We start from the raw sequence: 18,513 nt of genomic DNA, 5'->3' as shown, positions 1-18,513 counted from the left end.
TCGGCTCCTTAGCGCTTGTCGAGCCACGCGCCGTAGAACGACGGGCGGCCAACCGCTTCAAAACTGACGCCTTTCACCCATTTCGCTCCGGCAAACACCTGCGGCTCCTCAAAGATAGGGATCACGTAGGCGTTATCCAGCAGATAGCGCTGGGCGTCGCCGGTCAGCTGCAGGCGCTTTTGCGCGTCAACCTCGGCAGAGATGGCGGTGAGCAGGGCGTTGAGCTTATCGTCGCGGAAGCTCTGCACCTTGTCGCTGGAGCCGCCTTTTTGCAGCAGGGCATCGCGGTTGCCCGGGAAGAACATGCTTTTCACTACGTCAGGGTCGGCGCGGCCGACTTCGGACACGGTGAGCGGCGTTTTCAGCGGATCGAGATTATCGAGGGTGCGGCTGCCGGCGTCGCCGGCCTTGACGCTGAGCGCCACGCCGACCTGCCGCCACTGTTGAGCAACCAGCTGCAGCACCTCTTTATTTTGCGGCTGCGGCAGCGATTCGTAGACCGTCAGCGCCAGCCGCTGACCGTCTTTAGCGCGGATGCCGTCGGCGGCCGCCTTCCAGCCCGCTTCGTCCAGTAGAGCGTTGGCCTTAGCCGGGTCGAAGGTTAGCCTGTCGCTGAGGTTGACATAGCCAGCCGCCGAGCTGGCGATGGCCGAGGTAGCCTGCGGGTAGTTGGCGGAAAACAGGGTATCGACGACCTGCTTTGCGTTAGTGGCATGCAGCAGCGCCTGGCGCACGCGCAGGTCGGAAACCAGCGGGTTGTCCGGGCGGAAGCTCAGGCTGTCGTTCACTCCGCGCGTTGGCGCGGCGTAGATGGTAAAGCCCTGGTCGGTGGTCTGCTTTTCATCGTAGGCCTGCACCTGGCGGATAAAGTCGGCCTGGCCCGCCAGCAGGGCGCCGATGCGCACGCTATCTTCCGGGGTGACGATAAAGGTAATGCCGTCGAGGTTCGCCGGCCCCTGCTGCGGCAGATTTTTGGGCCCCCATTGATAATCCTTGCGGGCAACCAGCGTCAGCTCGCGTCCCGGCTTTTCATCTTTAACGCTGAACGGTCCGGAACCGATAATATTGCGCGCGTCGCCGAGCTCTTCGAAGTTGCGCTGCAGCGTGCTAAGCGACACCAGCCCCGAGCCGATGGTCGCCGTGCCCTGCAGGAAGCCCGGCGACGGCTTTTTGAAATAAAACTTTACCGTCAGCGGGTCGATGACCTCGCTGCGATCGTAGTTGTTTATCACCTCCGAGACCGGCAGGCGGTGGGCTTTATTCCCCAGGCCGTAGGTATCGAAGTTTTTCGCGACCGCGTTGGCATCCAGCGGGGTGCCGTCGGAGAAGGTGACGCCGGGGCGCAGCCTGAAGGTATATTCGGTTTTGTCGGCGTTGGTGGTCCAGCTTTCGGCAATCCACGGCTCGACCGCTAAGGTTTTGGGATTCTGCCAGGTCAGCTTGTCGGTGATCTGGTTGAGGATCCCGCCGTTGGGGTAGAAGCCGCCGGCGGGCGGATAAAGGTTGGTGTGCGGCTGCTGCTCAAGATAGATCAGGGTGCCGCCTTTAACCGGCGTATCGGCGGCCCAGGCGGAAAAGGCGCCTGATAAAAAGAGTGCTGCCAGCGCGGGCAGGCGAAAACGGCTTTGCATGGTGAATTCCTTTGTTATCTATTGTGTTGTCATCATCCGGCGCGGTTATTGACAAAGGAACGAAGGAATTGCGCTAAGCATGTGCGTAAAAAGCATTAATCCGCTTTAGTATTCAAATGACGCCGGCGTTGGCGGGATCCTCTTTTGCCGCTTTACTAAAGGGCGAATGCGTTAAGGATTTTTTATTTTGTCGGCTGGCACTAATCCCATTATTTAATAAAAAGATTGAGATGATACTTAAGGTTGATAGATTAATGGCTGATAAGTGAATGTTGCTAAACGGGAAAAGGGTAATGCTGAAATATTTACTGGCGCTGGCAGTGGCGGTATTGACCGGCTGTACCGCGGCGCCGAATTTACCGCCGACCGATACCATCACGAAAGTTAAGCCGATCTCGGCCGGTATTATTGCGGTGTCCAATAAATACACCTATCGCTTTTATCGCGACGGCGCTCCGCAGGAGTATCAGCGCTACAGCAGCTTCTACCAGCGTTTTAATAAAGTCGCCGCGGGCGTGCGGGTAAATTTTGCGGTTGAGCAGCATGAGGTGGTGGCGGAATATCTGGTGGTGCTTGATAAGCGTAAGCTGGACGCGGCGCAGCAGGCGATATTAACCCATGAATATAAAGCGACGGCGTTGGATAGTGAACATCTCGGCGTGTTGTTTAAAGCTTCCGGCTACTGGACGGCAGGGAATCCGAACGAACTGGAAGAGTCCTGGCGACTCTCCAGCCCGGTGGTAGTCTCGATCAACGATCGAACGCAAACCCTTTCTACTCTCGGAACCATCGCGCTGATCCCGCTGGTGCCGCTGTTCCCGCTGTACATGATGTACGGCTGCGCGACCGGGCCGTGCGTATAGCCTGAGCAGACGCCTCTCCCTGATTCGGGAGAGGCGCAGGGGCTAGCGGCGGAAGTCGATAACCATCCGGCCGCGGATCTGCCCCTGTTCCATCTCTTTAAAGATGGCGTTGATATCGCCCAGCGGGCGCAGCGTCACTTTCGGCACGACTTTCCCTTCGGCAGCAAACTGGAAGGCCTCAATCAGGTCCTGACGGGTACCGACCAGCGAACCCACCACTTCGATGCCGTCCAGCACCAGTCGCGGAATGTCGAGGCTCATGGCTTCCGGCGGCAGGCCAACGGCCACCACGCGGCCGCCGGCGCGCACTGCGTCAACGGCAGAGTTGAAGGCGGCCTTCGCGACGGCGGTGACCACCGCGGCATGGGCGCCGCCGGTCTTCTCCTGAATCACCTTCGCCGCATCTTCGCTGCGGGAGTTGATGGTCAGGTCGGCGCCCATTTCTGCGGCCAGCTTCAGCTGCTCGTCGTTGACGTCGATGGCGATAACTTTGGCATTGAAGACGTTTTTCGCATACTGCAGCGCCAGATTGCCCAGGCCGCCGAGGCCGTAAATCGCGATCCACTGGCCCGGCTTGACGTGGGAGACCTTCACCGCTTTGTAGGTTGTGACGCCGGCGCAGGTGATGCTGCTGGCCGCCGCAGAGTCGAGGCCATCCGGCACTTTTACCGCATAGTTGGCGGTGACGATACACTCTTCCGCCATGCCGCCGTCAACGGTATAGCCGGCGTTTTTTACCGAGCGGCAGAGCGTTTCGTTGCCGCTGTTACAGTAGTCACAGTGGCCGCAGCCTTCAAAGAACCATGCCACGCTGGCGCGATCGCCGGGTTTCAGCGAATTGACGCCGGGGCCGACCTGCAGAACCACGCCGACGCCCTCATGTCCGAGGATGACGCCGGTCTTATCACCAAAATCGCCGTTTTTGACGTGCAGGTCGGTGTGGCAGACGCCACAGCAGTCCATTTTCAGCAGCGCTTCGCCATGTTGCAGGGGACGCAGCGTTTTTTCCGTTACATTGACCTGATGATCGTGAGTCACAACGGCAGCTTTCATGTTTTCTCCTTGATATTAGTGACAAATTACGTCTCGTTCTTTGTGAATAATACTCATTAAGGATTAACTCTTATGCCGCGCAATGCAAGTTTGATAGTGAAAAATGTGGTATCAATCAGCACGGATAGCGAAAGGCTCGTTTTTTAGTCAATATTATGGCTATTAATATTTGCGTCATGAATTGGTCATATTCCTTTCATGGCCGACCGGCAGGCTGTTAGCGGACAATTTCTTATAACAACAGAGTGATAACCCAATGCATCTGGTAAAAAGCATCCTCGCCGCAACGCTGCTCCTCTCCGCCGCCGCTCAGGCCCACAACGTGCTGGATTTCCCGCAGCCGGAAAACAATCCGGAGGAGTTTTATGCGGTTACTGAAATTCCGACCGGCGGCATTATCAAATATGAAACTGACGCCAAAACCGGGTTTATCATCGCCGATCGCTTCCAGTCGATGCCGGTGGCTTATCCGGCCAACTATGGCTCGCTGACCCAGTCGCTGGCCGGCGATGGCGATCCGCTTGACGTGGTGTTCTATACCCGCGCGCCGATGGCGCCCGGCACCTTGATTAAGCTGCGGGCGATTGGCGTACTGAAGATGATTGATGGCGGCGAGAAGGACGATAAAATCATCGCCGTGCCGGCCAGCAAAATTGACCCGACCTATGATGATATTAAGAATATCAGCGATCTGCCGAAAATGGAGCAGGAGCGTCTGCAGGCCTTCTTCCAGGTCTATAAGCAGCTGCCGGAGGGCCGCAAAAAGGTCGAGCTGAACGGTTTTAACGACGCCGCGGCGGCGAAGCAGGAAATTAAACAGGCATGGGATGCCTGGAAAGCGAAGCAGCCGCAGTAATCTGCCACACGCCGCCCGGCCCAGGCTTGACGCCGTGGGCCGGGCGGGTTGGGTGTTAACTCAGTCTGGCATTGATTTCCGCGATCTCCTCTTGCCACCGCGCCTGCTGCTGCGGTTTCTGATGCTTAGGCTTGCGCGCCATATCCTCGGCCAGGCGCTGCTCCAGGCTAATCAACCGTTCCAGCAGCGCGTCGCTCTCCTCTACGCGCGTTACCGCTGCCGGCGCCTGCGCTGGCCGCTCGCCGCGGCCGGTCGTATTGCCCAGCCGGGCATAGACCTCGTCAACGTCGTGCCATTCGCTGAGGCCCTGGTCGTCGATAAGCCAGAAGCGGTTGCAGCTGCGAGCGATCAGCTGGCGGTCATGGCTGACCAGCAGCAGGCCGCCGGGGTAGTCCCGCAGCGTATCCGCCAGCGCCTCTTTGCCTTCCATATCAAGATGGTTGGTGGGCTCATCTAACAGCAGCAGGCTATAGCGCGCCAGCGACAGCCCGACAAACAGCAGCCGGGAGCGCTCGCCTCCGCTGAGGGTGCTGACTTTCTGCGCGTGACGAGCCCAGCCGAAGCCGGCGAAAATCAGCGCGCGCTTGCGCGCCTCCGGCGCCGGAGCGAAGGCCTCAAGCGCCTCCAGCAGGCCGTGATTGTCATCCAACTGATGCAGCGTCTGGTCATAGTAACCCGGGCTAAGGCGGGGGTGCAGGCGCAGCCCGGCGTCCGGCGTCGGCTGCTGCAGCTGCCGCCACAGCAGGCGCAGCAGCGACGATTTTCCGCCGCCGTTGCGGCCCATAATGGCGACCCGATCCCCGCTTTTCAGCCGCGCCAGCCCGGTGGTAAAGAGGGCGGGCAGGCCCGGCGCCGGCGGGACCGGCAGTCCTTCCATCTCCAGCAGCCGGTCGGCCTGCACCGCGTCGCCGTGCAGCGCCAGCCGCCACGGCGTTCCGGCGGTCACGCTGGTTTGGTTCTCCTGCAGACGCAGCACCTGCTTTTCCATCTGTTTGGCTTTGCGCGAGAGATCTTCGTTGTCATAGACCTGGCCCCAGGTGGCTAACCGCCTGGCGCTGGCGGTGACGCGGTCGATCTCCTTTTGCTCGGCCCTATGGCGCAGGGCGTCGCTTTCGTCCTGCTCCTGCAGCGCCCGGCGAGCGGCGCTGCAGGGAAGAGAGAAGGCGTGCAGGCTGTTGTCGCGCAGGATCCAACTGCTATTAGTTACAGCATCCAATAGGAGGTTATCGTGCGACACCACGACGAAGCTCCCCTGCCAGGTTTGCAGGAAGCTTTCCAGCCACAGCAGGGTAGGCAGATCGAGATGGTTGCCGGGTTCATCAAGCAGCAGCAGGTCAGGCTGCTGAATCAGGGCTCGCGCCAGCAGCAGCCGGGTATGCTGGCCGCCGCTGAGGGTGGCCGCCTGCTGCTCGAAGCTGCCGTCGTCAAAGCCCATTTCAGCCAGCAGGCGCTCCGCCTGCCAGCGATGGTTTTCCCGGCCCGCGGCGGGGAGGCGAGCAAGCACCGCCTGCACCAGCGATTGTGCTAATACCGCCTGCGGCAGATGCTGCTCCACGCGGGCCATCAGGCAGTGGTTAGCCAGCGCCACGCGGCCGGAATTGGGCGTAAGCGTGCCGTCGAGCACCTGCAGCAAGGTACTTTTTCCGCAGCCGTTATAGCCAATCAGGCCAACGCGGTCGCCTTTTTTGAGGGTAAAGGAGAGATCGTTGAATAAGGGGCCAAATGCCGTTTCAACGTACAGAGATTGTGCGGTTAAGAATGTGCTCATTGTGAACTTACTCAAGAGTTACAGGCATGGAAATGCCTCGTCAAACATCGCTGACGATAACCCGGTAAGCCCGAGGGAAGGGGATTAAGGTTTGGTTTCTTCGCTCAAGCTAAAGTTATCGCAGCACGATACCGATAACGCTTGAGGGGGTGCGATCGCCAAATGTATGTGAAAAATTAAACATTTCACAGTACGGCATGGGATCCTCCTTTTCTACTCAGTTAGTTGATGGGTGCAGGCAGTGTAGATGAAGCAAAGCGTTTTGGCTAGTTAAATGAACTTTAACGTATTGTTCTATTTAATTGCATATGACATATCGGTCTGATGCTCAAAATGGTGAGCGGTTATTATATGGCGCCAGGTAATATAAGTAACTTAATTTTTACCTTGCTCATTTTTATGAGTGCTTTACTCAAGCTCAAGTATTCTATCAATGACATGATCTCTTCCTTGTTCTGGGTAAGTTAATCTTGACTTAGCATCCTGAACAGCCGAACGTATGCGCTTCCGTTCTGTCATGTGTGTATTTAGCATTCTTCCATATAGTGCACTGGCTGCATGATAAGCTATAAAAGGTTTTTCGAGATTTATTCGCTCTGCCAACCAGTCAATATAATTAGAATCGAAGCTCATCTGTAATATGCATATCGCAGCAAGCCGCTCGCCAGCAAGATGGCTAGCTGTAAGTTTAGGTAGCATAAAAAAAGCAGCTTGACCTAATTGACGCATGCTGCTTGCAATTTCTGTCATGCGTTTTGTTCTCTGGGGACTTGATGGCATCTCATAACGAGTTTTGTCATAGTCTGAGGCCAGATCGTGTATTTTATCCATGATTGTTGACTCTGCTTTTCCTGGTGGAATAAACCCTGCTATACGTTCAGCATTTTCTTTCTCTTCTTTTGATGGAAGCAAAGGACCATCACTACTTGATGTTTGGCTTGCCGTAGCACTAATTACATTATTAAAAAATTCTGAGATTAATTTTTTATCTGAAGTGTTGAAAGCTTGTTGCAAATAAAGTCGAGTATAAAAATAGCCATAGAAAAAACCAATAATAAGACAGCCCAGCACCAAAGGTAGTCCTATTTTTTTTGCGATATCGTTTGTATATGGAATGAGTGATAATTCAATTCTATTACTGATATTGATAATAAGTTCACCAATTGATTTTGCATTAACAAGTGATAACCCAACTATAATTTTTGTTAACCAGTCTGATATTTCCTCAAGATTTGTGTTCGGTTGAGGGTCTCTGTTTCTGCCAGTATTTGCTGAAGCTTTGTCATTTTCTGATTTGGATTTCCCAGAGCGCGGGAATCCAAATAAAAAACCTAAAGCTGTCCCAAGTGAAATACATGCCATACTCCATAATAGCAACACACCGAGGTTCATTATATGCAGTTGAGGAATGCAAATTAAAATTATACCTGTTAATCCACTGATGAGTAGCGGATAAAGAAAATTCATAGAAAAATGGAGATCAAACAAAGGATCGTCTTTTTTTATTTCCTTAAATGAAAATATGCGTTGTAAAATATTTGACATGGTATTTCTTAGTGCATTGAAATAATAAGCTATCATGATGACATCAACTTGGTTTACTCATTGGGTTTATAATGCTGCGATTATAAATAAAAACTAAAATGCAGATTGATATTTAATTAATGTTTAAAACTCAATTTGTTATGTAAGAGCTAGATTAAATTTTCATTTCGCCATTTTATTAATGTGGACTCGGCCACTTCAAAATGCATTGCATCTTCATTTGAAAAACTTACTCCCCAATACCATCCTCCGGCATTAAAATATTTTGAGAGAATTAGAAGGCCACGGAGACACTTATCATCACTTTGTTTATCAAGTATACCTGATAATTTGATATCTATTGCTAAACCCCAGGAATGATTCGAAGGATTGTCACCAAGGTGAAGAGTGCCATCTTTCCGCTTAATTTTGACTTTACGGGCACATAACATTCCAGCCGTACCTAGTATTGCGTAAAGGTCTGGTAATTCATTTTTTACAGAAGCTAAAATATCGATCAATGACTTCAGTGCCACATCAATGCCCGTACACTCAAATGGACCTACTGACTGCGTAACGATTCTATTTTTAAAGGGACCAATAACAGGCTGACAATCACCTGTGTAATTATTTCTGGGTTCTCCAAGAAGACTTCTCAATGTGGACAATTTCGGTGGACTAAGACCAACATTCACACTATTAACTTGAGGTTTATCTATCAGTTCAAGATACTTATTCATTATGCCTCCGATCAGTGCTTGCTAGCGTTTCGAAGATGACACTGATAGAATAGATTAAAAATTTAATTTTTTGCAATATCCCGATAAATAAAATCATTTATGCTTTTATAAATCTAAAATATAACCAGTAACATGAATAAATGACCATGCTTTTATGAATGTAAAAGATACTAAATTATCCTTATGCGAGCAGAATAGCATAATATGCTGCTCTGATACTAAGCCGGGCCTGAGATTCAGGCCCGTTGGTCATAGCAATTAAATCGACGTCCGGCGGTAGTTACGATACTCCGGCTGCCAGAAGTTATCGCTTATCGCCTGCAGCAGCGCCTCGGCGGAGGTTTTCACCGCCACGCCCTGTTCCTGAGCCACTTTACCCACCGCAAAGGCGATGGCGCGCGACACGGTCTGAATATCCTTCAGCTCCGGCAGCACCGGGCCTTCGCCGTTGTTCACCAGCGGGGAGTGCTTTGCTAACGTTTCGCTGGCGGCCATCAGCATATCCTCGGTGACCCGCGAAGCGCCGGAGGCGATCACCCCGAGACCAATGCCCGGGAAGATGTAGGAGTTATTGCACTGGGCAATCACGTACTGCTTGCCTTTCAGCGTCACCGGCGCAAACGGGCTGCCGGTGGCGACCAGCGCTTCGCCGTCGGTCCAGCTAAGAATGTTCTGCGGCGTCGCTTCCACCCGGGAAGTGGGGTTCGACAGCGGCATGACGATCGGCCGCGGGCAGTGCTTATGCATCTCGCGAATAATCTCTTCGGTGAACAGCCCCGGCTGGCCGGAAACGCCGATCAGAATATCGGGCTTGACGTTGCGCACCACGTCCAGCAGAGAGAGGACGTCGCTGGTGGTATCCCACTGCTGCAGGTTGTCCCGCTTCTGCACCAGCTTGCTCTGGAACGGCAGCAGGTTCGGCATCGCGTCGGTGAGCAGGCCGAAGCGATCGACCATAAAGACGCGCTGGCGCGCCGCTTCCTCGCTCAGGCCCTCACGCTGGATCTGGGCGACGATCTGCTCGGCGATACCGCAGCCGGCGGACCCGGCGCCGAGGAAGACAATTTTCTGTTCGCTCAGCTGGCTGCCGGCGCCGCGGCTGGCGGCGATCAGCGTACCCACGGTGACCGAAGCGGTGCCCTGGATATCATCGTTGAACGAGCAGATTTCATTCCGGTAGCGGTTAAGCAGCGGCATGGCGTTCTTCTGCGCAAAGTCTTCAAACTGCAGCAGCACGTCCGGCCAGCGGTGCTTAATGGCCTGGATAACGTCATCAACGAACTGATAGTACTCGTCATCGGTGATACGCGGGTGGCGCCAGCCCATATACAGCGGATCGTCGAGCAGCTGCTGGTTGTTGGTTCCGACGTCCAGCACCACGGGCAGCGTATAGGCCGGGCTGATCCCACCGCAGGTGGTGTACAGCGACAGCTTCCCGATAGGGATGCCCATTCCGCCGATGCCCTGATCGCCAAGGCCGAGGATACGCTCGCCGTCGGTAACCACGATCACCTTAACGTTGTGATTAGGCACGTTTTGCAGGATATCGTCGAGGTTATGTCGGTTCTGATAGGAGATAAATACGCCCCGGGCGCGGCGGTAGATTTCGGAGAAGCGTTCGCAGGCGGCGCCGACCGTCGGGGTATAGATGACCGGCATCATCTCTTCCAGATGGTTGCCAATCAGGCGATAAAACAGGGTTTCGTTGGTGTCCTGGATATTGCGCAGGTAAATGTGCTTGTCGATCTCGGTTTTGAACCCCTGATACTGGATCCACGCGCGCTCTGCCTGCTCTTCGATAGTTTCAACCACTTCCGGCAGCAGGCCCAGCAGGTTGAAGCTGCTGCGCTCCTCGATGCTGAAGGCGCTACCTTTATTGAGAAGCGGGAACTCAAGCAGGACGGGGCCCGCGTAGGGGATATACAGGGAACGGTTTTTTTTATGGGTGAATTGCATCGCACTAACTCCTTGATAATCGCTTCAGGCCCGGCGCGGCGATAGACGAGCGGGCTGGCAGGGAATGCTGCGGGCAGAGTATAGAGCAGTTGCTGTTAAAGAGGGGGGATAGCGTTAAAAAAACACCATCCTGGCAAAAGGACGGTGTTTTTATCATCACTCAATCGAGAAATTAGCCCGCGCGGCGTTTGCGGCCGGTGGCATGCGCGTGGTTGATGGTGGTTTCCACATCGCCGTCCAGCACCACTTTTTTCTGCTGGGACAGCTTATAGTTCAGACCGAGAAGATGACGTGCCTGATGGTTCGATTTCATTCTTACTCCTTAATCCACTTCTGTTTCAAGGACAAGCCCGGCGAAACCGGACGAAATATAACCCTAACGGCGGCCCGTTAACCGAACCGCGCACTCTATGGTGGGCTATATTTTCACCAATGGCAACCTCACGTTCGCGGATTAGGAACAGTCTGCGGCTACCACTTCCTCTCGCCGGTGTTGACCTTCGCGCTCAGCTCCAGCGAGCTCTCTTCCGCCAGCTTCGGCCAGCGCTGCTTCATCTCTTTGATCACGCCGGCGGAATCCTTATGGTTCTGCAGCGCCTGCTCAAACTGCTGCAGGTAGTCGCGGGTGAAGACGATCGCCCGGTCGCCCGCCGGCGGCGCGCCGAGATAGTGTCCCGGAATCACCTGCTGCGGATGCAGCGCGGCCATATCGTCGAGGGTTTTACGCCACTGGAGTCGGCTCTCGGCGGTCTGGGTATCGGCGGTCCAGACGTGCATGTCCCAGGCGACGCCGGTACCGCCGAGAATGGCCTTGTTGCCCGGGATCCACACAAAGGCGGCGTAGCTATCCGGCTCGCGGATTTCAACCTTCTCGCCGTCGATGGTAAAGGTGTGGGCTTCAATCACCTGCGGAGCATAGACCTGCTGCGGGGCGCCATCTTTCATCTGCGGTCCCCAGTAGGCCAGCTTCGCGGCTTTGGTGGCGTTAATGTGATTGACGACTTCCTGCGTCGCGACAATTTTCGCCTGCGGGAAGGCTTTAACCAGCGGCTCAAGGCCGAAGTAGAAATCCGGATCGCCGGAGGTGATCACAATCCGGCTCAGCGGCTTGCCGTTTTTGCGGATCATCTCTACCAGCTTCTCGCCGTCCTTGACGCTGAACTGGGCGTCAAACAGCACCGCTTCGTGAGGGCCGGAGGCCAGCGTTGAGTTGACGGCGAAAATCCCTTTATCCTGCGGGTTGTAGGTTTGCAGCTGCAGCGGCGCGGCGAAGGCGGCGCTGCTGAACAGGGCGGTGGCGATGGCAAGGGTCGAAAGTTTCATGATTGTTTTCTCAATGTCGGGTGAATAACGCTATTTTACGTATTTCCTGATTTGCGAAAATTCCTGAAAAAAGAGATGCTGAGTTTCATAAAACGTGCAGATGGAAACGACGTATGGATAGAATTATCGCCGCCAGGGTGTATATCCGCATTTGCGAGCTGGGCAGCCTCAGCGCCGCCGCGCGGGCGCTGGGCATGTCGCGGCCGATGGTCAGCCGCTATCTTGAGCAGATGGAGCACTGGGCCGGCAGCCGCCTGATCCACCGCTCCACGCGCCGGCTAACGCTTACCGCCGCCGGGGAGAAGGTGCTGCAAAAAACGCGCAGCCTGACGCAGCTGTCGGACGAAATTGCCGGGCAGACCGAGCGGGCGGTGCCCAGCGGTACGCTGCGGGTGGCCTGCGCCCATTTTACGGCGATGCAGCTTATTTCGCCGCTGCTGCCGGATTTTCTCGCCCGCTATCCGCAGCTGCGGCTTGAGCTGGATATCAACAACCATCCGGTCAGCCTGATCGGCGAACGCATCGACGTGGCAATCCGCATTACCGATAACCCGGAGCCGGGGGCCATCGCCCGCCGGCTGGGGGTCTGCCGGTCGGTGCTCTGCGCCTCGCCGCGCTGGCTGCAGCTGAACGGGCAGCCGCAGACGCCTGACGACCTGAGCCAGCACAACTGCCTGCATTACAGCCACTTCGCCACCCAGACCTGGCAGTTTATCTCGCCTGAAGGGGAGAGCGCGGCGGTGGCGGTTTCGGGAAACTTAAGCGCCGGGATCTCCTCCCTGCTGCTGGAGGCCGCGGTGGCCGGCTGCGGCATCGCGATGCTCCCCGAGCTTGAGGCGCAGCGCGCGCTGAGCGGCGGGGCGCTGCAGCAGATACTGCCGGGCTGGACGCCGAAGCCGCTGAGCGTTTTCGGTCTTTATCTCTCGCGCGACTACCAGCCCAGCGCGCTGCCGCTGTTTCTCGACGATATACAGCAGCGGCTGGCGCAGCCTGCGAACGGCTAGCAGCCGTTAAACACTTCACTCAAGGAATGGAACGATGATGATATTCAGACCGATGCAGGAGGCCGACTATGCGGCCTGGCTCGCCTATTTTATCCCCGATTACGCCGCTGAAATTGCGGATAACTATGGCCTTTCCGCTCCGGCCGCCCGCGCCCAGGCGCAGCAGGAGATTGTCGAGAGTCTCCCTGAAGGCGCGGGCACGCCGGGTCAGGTTTTACTCTGCCTGATTGAACGCGTCGGCAACGAGGAGCGGCAGGTTGGCTACCTGTGGTACAAACCGGACGCCAAAATGCGCTCCGCCTTTATTTGCGACTTCTATATTCACCCCGACAGTCAGGGGAAGGGGCTGGGCAAACGGGCGATGGCGGCGCTGGAAAACGATCTCCGGCAGCAGGGTTTTGCGCAGATAAAGCTGCGGGTCGCCGGGGATAACGCGCGCGCCCGTCGCCTGTACGAGGCCAGCGGCTTTGGGGTCACCGGTATCAATATGAGTAAAAATATCGACGCCGGGTAGCGGGGCAAAATCACCTCCCGGGGTAAATGGTGCAGGCCGAATCCGCTATCCGCTCCTATACTTACTCCTTTAACGTCAAAAAAGGAGCGAATCCATGGCAATTCATAAGAAAGGTCAAGCGCACTGGGAAGGGGATCTGAAAAGCGGTAAAGGAACCGTCTCAACGGAGAGCGGGGCGCTGAACCAGCAACCTTATGGCTTCAACACCCGCTTTGAAGGCGTGAAGGGCACCAACCCGGAAGAGCTCATCGGCGCGGCCCATGCGGCCTGCTTCTCGATGGCGCTCTCGCTGATGCTGGGGGAAGAAGGGTATACGCCAACCTCGATTGATACGGTCGCCGTGGTGACCCTCGATAAATCCGCCAGCGGCTTCGCCATCACTAAGGTGGCGCTCCAGAGCCAGATCGTGCTGCCGGGCATTGCCGATGCGGCGTTTGAAAGCATCATTCACAAAGCGAAAGCGGGCTGCCCGGTTTCGCAGGTGCTCAATGCCGAAGTGAGCCTGGAATATAAGCTCAATCCGTAAACGCCCATTCCTGTGCTATTCCCGGCTTTACGCCACCGCGTGCCCGCAGCCTGCGGGCACCGCGCATCGTGCCTAAAAGCCGCTGCCGGCAAATGAGTCCGCCGTCAATTAATGGTATGTTTTGCCTGTGACGAAAAGGAGCAGGCACAGTAATGACCAGCATACGCGGTATGATTGAAGCGCAGGTATTGGGTTTAACCGGCATGGCGCTAAAAGAGATTGATTTTGAACGCCCGCTCGGCGAGCCCGGGCTGTTTGGCCCACGCTCGGCTATCTGGCCGGTGCACGGCGACTTTACCTCAATGCTCTGCGGCGGCATCAGCGCGCTGCTTCTGCAGATGCTCCACCCGCTGGCGCTGGCCGGCGTCTGGGATCACTCTAACTTCCGCGAAGACATCTTTGGCCGCCTGCGGCGCACCAGCCAGTTCATTTCTGCCACCACCTTTGGCACCACCGATGACGCCGAGCGGCTGATCGCGAAGATAAAGGCTATCCATCTGCGGGTGAGCGGGCAGGACCGCGACGGCACGCCTTACGCAGCCAGCGATCCGGCGCTATTAACCTGGGTGCACGTGGCCGAGTGCAGCAGCTTTATGGCTTCGCATCTGCGCTACCGGCGAACGGTGGTGAGCGAAGCGCGCCAGGCGCAGTATTTCGCCGAGGCCGGAGAGATTGCCCGCCGCCTCGGCGCGCGGGATATTCCGCTCACGCCGCGGCAGGTGGCGGAGTATTTGCAGGATATGCGTCCGCGCCTGCGCTGCGACGAACGCACGCAGGAGGTTGCCCAGGTGCTGTTTGCTACCCGCCTGCCCGGACGGCTGAGCCAGCCCGTGGGCCAGCTGATGATGCGCGCGGGGGTCGATCTGCTGCCGCCCTGGGCGCAGGAGATGCTCTCCCTCAGGATGAACCCCCTGCAGCGGCAATCCACGCGGCTGGCGGTGCACGGCATTGCCCGCGTGCTGCGCGCCTCGGTGCGCAACGGCGCCTGGCACTGTGCGATGCGGCGGATGAACGGCGGCGTTTTGTAAACCGATAACCATTAACCAGATTAATATAGTGGTTATCGGCGCCGCGGTTTTATTATTGCCCGGAGCCGGGACCGCATATTGCCGGGTAAATAAAAAGAGACCATAATCAGCCGGCCATTAATCCATCGCTGGTGCGTGGTAGATAATTAACGCCTTGTCGTGTTAGTGCTCAATAAAATAAGCCAGTGGCGTAATAGATAATATTAAGCCATGCGCAATGGCATTCATCAGGAAGTAGTACAATGATTATCCGACCAGAACAACACTGGTTTCTTCGTCTGTTTGACTGGCACGGTTCGGTGCTGTCAAAAATCGTCTTTCGCCTGCTGCTCAACGTGCTGATGTCGATTATCGCGATTATTAGCTACCAGTGGTACGAGCAGCTGGGGATCCATTTAACCGTTGCGCCGTTTAGCCTGCTGGGTATCGCTATCGCGATCTTTCTCGGCTTTCGCAACAGCGCCAGCTATAACCGCTTCGTCGAGGCGCGCAACCTGTGGGGAACGGTATTAATTGCCGAGCGCACGCTGATGCGGCAGCTGAAAAATATTCTGCCGGCCGCCGCAGAAACGCATAAAAAAATGGCCAGCTACCTGATTGCCTTTAGCTGGAGCCTGAAGCACCAGCTGCGAAAAACCGATCCCAGCGCCGATCTTTACCGCCTGCTGCCGCGCGATGCGGTGGCGGAAATTATCGCCAGCTCGATGCCGACCAACCGGATCCTGCTGCTGGTGGGGCATGAGCTAGGCCAGCTGCGCGAAGCGGGGAAGGTCAGCGATATCACCTATGGCCTGATGGATAATAAGCTCGACGAGCTGGCGCACGTGCTGGGCGGCTGCGAACGTTTAGCGACCACGCCGGTGCCTTTTGCCTACACCCTGATTTTACAACGTACCGTCTACCTGTTCTGCACGCTGCTGCCGTTTGCGCTGGTCGGCGATCTGCACTACATGACGCCGTTTGTCTCGGTCTTTATCTCCTACACCTTTTTGTCATGGGATTCGCTGGCGGAAGAGCTGGAGGATCCGTTCGGCGTCGCCGCCAACGATCTGCCGCTCAACGCGATGTGCAATACCATCGAGCGCAATCTGCTGGACATGACCGGACAGCATCCGCTGCCGGAAAAAATTCAGCCCGACAGGTACTACAACCTGACCTGATCCCCGCCGCGCTGCTAATGTTAAATAAGTTAAATCTAATGCGTGATAGATAACATTGATTATACAGCTTCGGCCTCGATTGTTATTCTTTCGTTAACAAAACCCTCGCCGGCGGCGGATATTCGCCCCGCACCGGCGAGCGGCCAAAAACAGTGCCGATCGCTCTGATAAGGCGGTCTGACGCACGCATTTACCTGCTTATCGACGGTGCATTCAGGAGCTAGCATGAACAAGAAAAGACGCGCAGTGCCGGGTGTTCATCCCTATGACGGCCCGGCCGGCGGCTGGGGCGCGCTGAAAGCCACCGCCATCGCCGTTCGCACCCAGATGGATGCCCTCGATGCCCCGGCGACGCTGCTGCGCACCAATCAGCCGGACGGTTTTGACTGCCCGGGCTGCGCATGGCCGGATAAAGAACACAAATCGACCTTCCAGTTTTGCGAGAATGGCGCCAAGGCGGTGACCTGGGAAGCGACCAGCAAGCGCGTCACCGCCGAATTTCTGGCAGCCAATACGGTCAGCTCCCTGCTGGCGAAAAGCGATTTTGAGCTCGAGGGCTACGGTCGCTTAACCGATCCGCTGGTCTACGATCGCGCCAGCGACACCCTGCGTCCGGTCTCCTGGGAGCGCGCCTTTGCGCGAATCGGCGAGATTGTCAGCGGCATGCAGCCGGATGAGGTTGAATTTTACACCTCCGGACGCGCCTCCAACGAAGCCGCCTGGCTGTTCCAGCTGTATGCCCGGGAGCTCGGCACCAACAACTTCCCGGACTGCTCCAATATGTGCCACGAGGCAACCAGCGTCGGGCTGCCGCAGTCGATTGGCATTGGCAAAGGGACGGTTTCGCTGGATGATTTTGAGCAAACTGAGCTGGTTATTTCCATCGGCCATAACCCGGGAACCAACCACCCGCGGATGATGGGAACCCTGCACGAGCTGTCGCGGCGCGGCGTGCCGATAATTGTTCTCAATCCGCTAAAAGAGCGGGCACTGGAGCGTTTTGCCGACCCGCAGAACGTGATCGAAATGGCGACCTACAGCTCAACCAACATCGCCTCGACCTATTTCCAGGTCAAGGCCGGCGGCGATGCCGCGGCGCTGAAGGGTATTGCCAAGGCGCTGCTGCAGATGGATGACGATCTGGATAATGTCCTCGACAGCGCTTTTATTGCCGAGCATACGCAGAACTTTCCCGCTTTTGCTGACGATCTGCGCCTGACCAGCTGGCACGACATCGAGCGCGAATCGGGCCTGACCCGCGACGACCTGCAGCGCGTCGCCGAGGCCTATGCTAAATCCAACGCCACCATCGTCACCTACGGCATGGGGATCACCCAGCATAACAAGGGCACCTCAAACGTGCGCCTGATCGCCGACCTGCTGCTGATGCGCGGCAATATTGGCAAAGCGGGCGCCGGGATCTGTCCGCTGCGCGGGCACTCCAACGTGCAGGGCAACCGCACCGTTGGGATCACCGAAAAGCCGAGCGCCAGCTTCCTCGCCAGCCTGCAGCGTGAGTTCGGCTTTGTTCCGCCGCAGGCGCATGGCCACGATGCGGTGAAGGCGCTGGAGGCGATGATTGCGGGGAAATCGAAGGCGCTGCTGTGCCTCGGCGGCAACTTTGCCGTCGCCATGCCCGATCGTCAGCAGGCCTTCCCGGCGATGCAGGGGCTGGAGCTGAGCGTGCACGTTGGCACCAAGCTCAACCGCTCGCACCTGCTGGTGGCTAAAGAGACCTATATTCTGCCCTGTCTGGGACGAACCGAGCTCGACGTCCAGGAAAGCGGCCGCCAGTCGATTACCGTTGAGGATTCGATGTCGATGGTCCACGCCTCGTCGGGTAAGCTGAAGCCGGCCTCGCCGCAGCTGCGCTCCGAGCCGGCCATTGTGGCCGGGATGGCGATGGCGACGCTGGCGAACACCAAAGTTGACTGGCTGGCGCTGGTGGCAAACTACGATCGCATCCGCGAGCTGATTGAACGCACCGTTCCCGGCTTTGAAAACTACAACCAGCGCATTCGTCATCCGGGCGGCTTCCGCATGCCGCTGCCGCCCACCGAGCGTGTCTGGCCGACGCCAACGGGCAAAGCGATGTTCTCGGTTTTCCACGGCGTTCATGAAAACGTGCAGGTGGACGGGGAGGACGTTATGCGCCTGGTGACGCTGCGCAGTCACGACCAGTACAACACCACGATTTATGCCCTCGATGACCGCTATCGCGGCGTCTTTGGCCGCCGCGACGTGCTGTTTATGAACGAGCAGGACATGGCAAATATGGGGCTGGAGCACGGCGATCGGGTGGATATCAGCACCGCGCTGCCGGACAGCCACCAGCGTCTTGAGGACATTACGGTGGTGGCCTACAGCATCGCGCCGGGCACCGTGGGCGCCTATTACCCGGAGGCTAACGTTCTGGTTCCGCTCAACTATCTTGATCAAGAGAGCGGGACGCCGTCCTACAAATCGGTACCGATTCGCCTGACCCTGCGCTCGAAAGAGATCCTGCCCGTCGCGGGCCTACGCTAACGCCTCCTGCGCCTCGTCGTCGGCAGCCGCCGGCGGCGAGG

Annotated in this window: 16 protein-coding genes; 8 read left to right on the top strand and 8 right to left on the bottom strand. The window is 56.7% G+C overall.

Annotated elements, in window-relative coordinates; translation table 11 throughout:
- Nucleotides 1–8 precede the first annotated feature (8 nt).
- Nucleotides 9–1,631, bottom strand: a complete 1,623-nt coding sequence (locus EDF75_RS14005) for a TIGR04028 family ABC transporter substrate-binding protein (protein WP_123707839.1) — start codon at nucleotides 1,629–1,631, stop codon at nucleotides 9–11.
- Between the two features lie 293 nt (nucleotides 1,632–1,924).
- On the opposite strand from EDF75_RS14005, the gene EDF75_RS14000 reads away from it, so the two are divergent.
- On the top strand, nucleotides 1,925–2,494 hold the full coding sequence (locus tag EDF75_RS14000) for a hypothetical protein (RefSeq protein ID WP_133599850.1): 570 nt from the start codon (nucleotides 1,925–1,927) through the stop codon (nucleotides 2,492–2,494).
- A gap of 42 nt (nucleotides 2,495–2,536) precedes the next feature.
- Here the strand turns inward: EDF75_RS14000 and adhP are convergent, their stop codons facing one another.
- Complete coding sequence (gene adhP / locus EDF75_RS13995; protein WP_133599849.1) at nucleotides 2,537–3,547, bottom strand: alcohol dehydrogenase AdhP; 1,011 nt, start codon at nucleotides 3,545–3,547, stop codon at nucleotides 2,537–2,539.
- Between the two features lie 256 nt (nucleotides 3,548–3,803).
- Here adhP and EDF75_RS13990 point away from each other — a divergent pair, with 256 nt between their 5' ends.
- Nucleotides 3,804–4,403, top strand: coding sequence for an inorganic diphosphatase (locus EDF75_RS13990; protein WP_133599848.1), 600 nt, complete (start codon nucleotides 3,804–3,806; stop codon nucleotides 4,401–4,403).
- Between the two features lie 55 nt (nucleotides 4,404–4,458).
- Here EDF75_RS13990 and EDF75_RS13985 read toward each other — a convergent pair whose 3' ends face one another.
- From EDF75_RS13985 to EDF75_RS13960, 6 genes are all read right to left on the bottom strand, one after another.
- Nucleotides 4,459–6,171, bottom strand: coding sequence for an ABC-F family ATP-binding cassette domain-containing protein (locus EDF75_RS13985; protein ID WP_133599847.1), 1,713 nt, complete (start codon nucleotides 6,169–6,171; stop codon nucleotides 4,459–4,461).
- 408 nt (nucleotides 6,172–6,579) lie between these two features.
- The gene (locus EDF75_RS13980; protein WP_133599846.1) at nucleotides 6,580–7,716 is read right to left on the bottom strand and encodes a hypothetical protein; all 1,137 of its coding nucleotides are present in this window, start codon (nucleotides 7,714–7,716) and stop codon (nucleotides 6,580–6,582) included.
- A gap of 149 nt (nucleotides 7,717–7,865) precedes the next feature.
- On the bottom strand, nucleotides 7,866–8,435 hold the full coding sequence (locus EDF75_RS13975) for a M15 family metallopeptidase (protein WP_133599845.1): 570 nt from the start codon (nucleotides 8,433–8,435) through the stop codon (nucleotides 7,866–7,868).
- Between the two features lie 258 nt (nucleotides 8,436–8,693).
- A complete protein-coding gene (locus EDF75_RS13970) occupies nucleotides 8,694–10,391 on the bottom strand; it encodes an NAD-dependent malic enzyme (RefSeq protein WP_041145440.1) in 1,698 nt (565 codons plus the stop codon).
- Between the two features lie 172 nt (nucleotides 10,392–10,563).
- Entirely contained in the window at nucleotides 10,564–10,704 is a 141-nt protein-coding gene (sra, locus tag EDF75_RS13965) for a stationary-phase-induced ribosome-associated protein (protein ID WP_004861775.1), read from the bottom strand.
- Between the two features lie 158 nt (nucleotides 10,705–10,862).
- Nucleotides 10,863–11,714 (bottom strand): Vmh family MBL fold metallo-hydrolase, encoded by an 852-nt coding sequence (locus tag EDF75_RS13960; RefSeq protein WP_133599844.1) that lies wholly within the window; start codon nucleotides 11,712–11,714, stop codon nucleotides 10,863–10,865.
- Nucleotides 11,715–11,827: 113 nt separating this feature from the next.
- Between EDF75_RS13960 and EDF75_RS13955 the strand changes: the two genes are divergently transcribed.
- From EDF75_RS13955 to EDF75_RS13930, 6 genes are all read left to right on the top strand, one after another.
- Complete coding sequence (locus tag EDF75_RS13955; protein ID WP_133599843.1) at nucleotides 11,828–12,718, top strand: LysR family transcriptional regulator; 891 nt, start codon at nucleotides 11,828–11,830, stop codon at nucleotides 12,716–12,718.
- Nucleotides 12,719–12,752: 34 nt separating this feature from the next.
- Nucleotides 12,753–13,232: a GNAT family N-acetyltransferase gene (locus EDF75_RS13950; protein ID WP_133599842.1), complete on the top strand. Its 480-nt coding sequence runs from the start codon at nucleotides 12,753–12,755 to the stop codon at nucleotides 13,230–13,232.
- Nucleotides 13,233–13,326: 94 nt separating this feature from the next.
- A complete protein-coding gene (locus tag EDF75_RS13945; RefSeq protein ID WP_041145444.1) occupies nucleotides 13,327–13,758 on the top strand; it encodes an OsmC family protein in 432 nt (143 codons plus the stop codon).
- Between the two features lie 152 nt (nucleotides 13,759–13,910).
- Nucleotides 13,911–14,786: an oxygenase MpaB family protein gene (locus tag EDF75_RS13940; RefSeq protein ID WP_133599841.1), complete on the top strand. Its 876-nt coding sequence runs from the start codon at nucleotides 13,911–13,913 to the stop codon at nucleotides 14,784–14,786.
- Nucleotides 14,787–15,028: 242 nt separating this feature from the next.
- The gene (locus tag EDF75_RS13935) at nucleotides 15,029–15,946 is read left to right on the top strand and encodes a bestrophin family protein (protein WP_133599840.1); all 918 of its coding nucleotides are present in this window, start codon (nucleotides 15,029–15,031) and stop codon (nucleotides 15,944–15,946) included.
- A gap of 225 nt (nucleotides 15,947–16,171) precedes the next feature.
- Nucleotides 16,172–18,472 carry an FdhF/YdeP family oxidoreductase gene (locus EDF75_RS13930; RefSeq protein WP_133599839.1) on the top strand — a complete coding sequence of 767 codons (2,301 nt, stop codon included), beginning with the start codon at nucleotides 16,172–16,174 and terminating at the stop codon, nucleotides 18,470–18,472.
- Nucleotides 18,473–18,513: the final 41 nt, after the last annotated feature.

The organism is Klebsiella sp. BIGb0149 (genome assembly GCF_004362605.1).
GTDB classification, from domain to species: domain Bacteria; phylum Pseudomonadota; class Gammaproteobacteria; order Enterobacterales; family Enterobacteriaceae; genus Klebsiella; species Klebsiella terrigena.
This window is presented reverse-complemented; position numbering and strand designations above follow the sequence as displayed.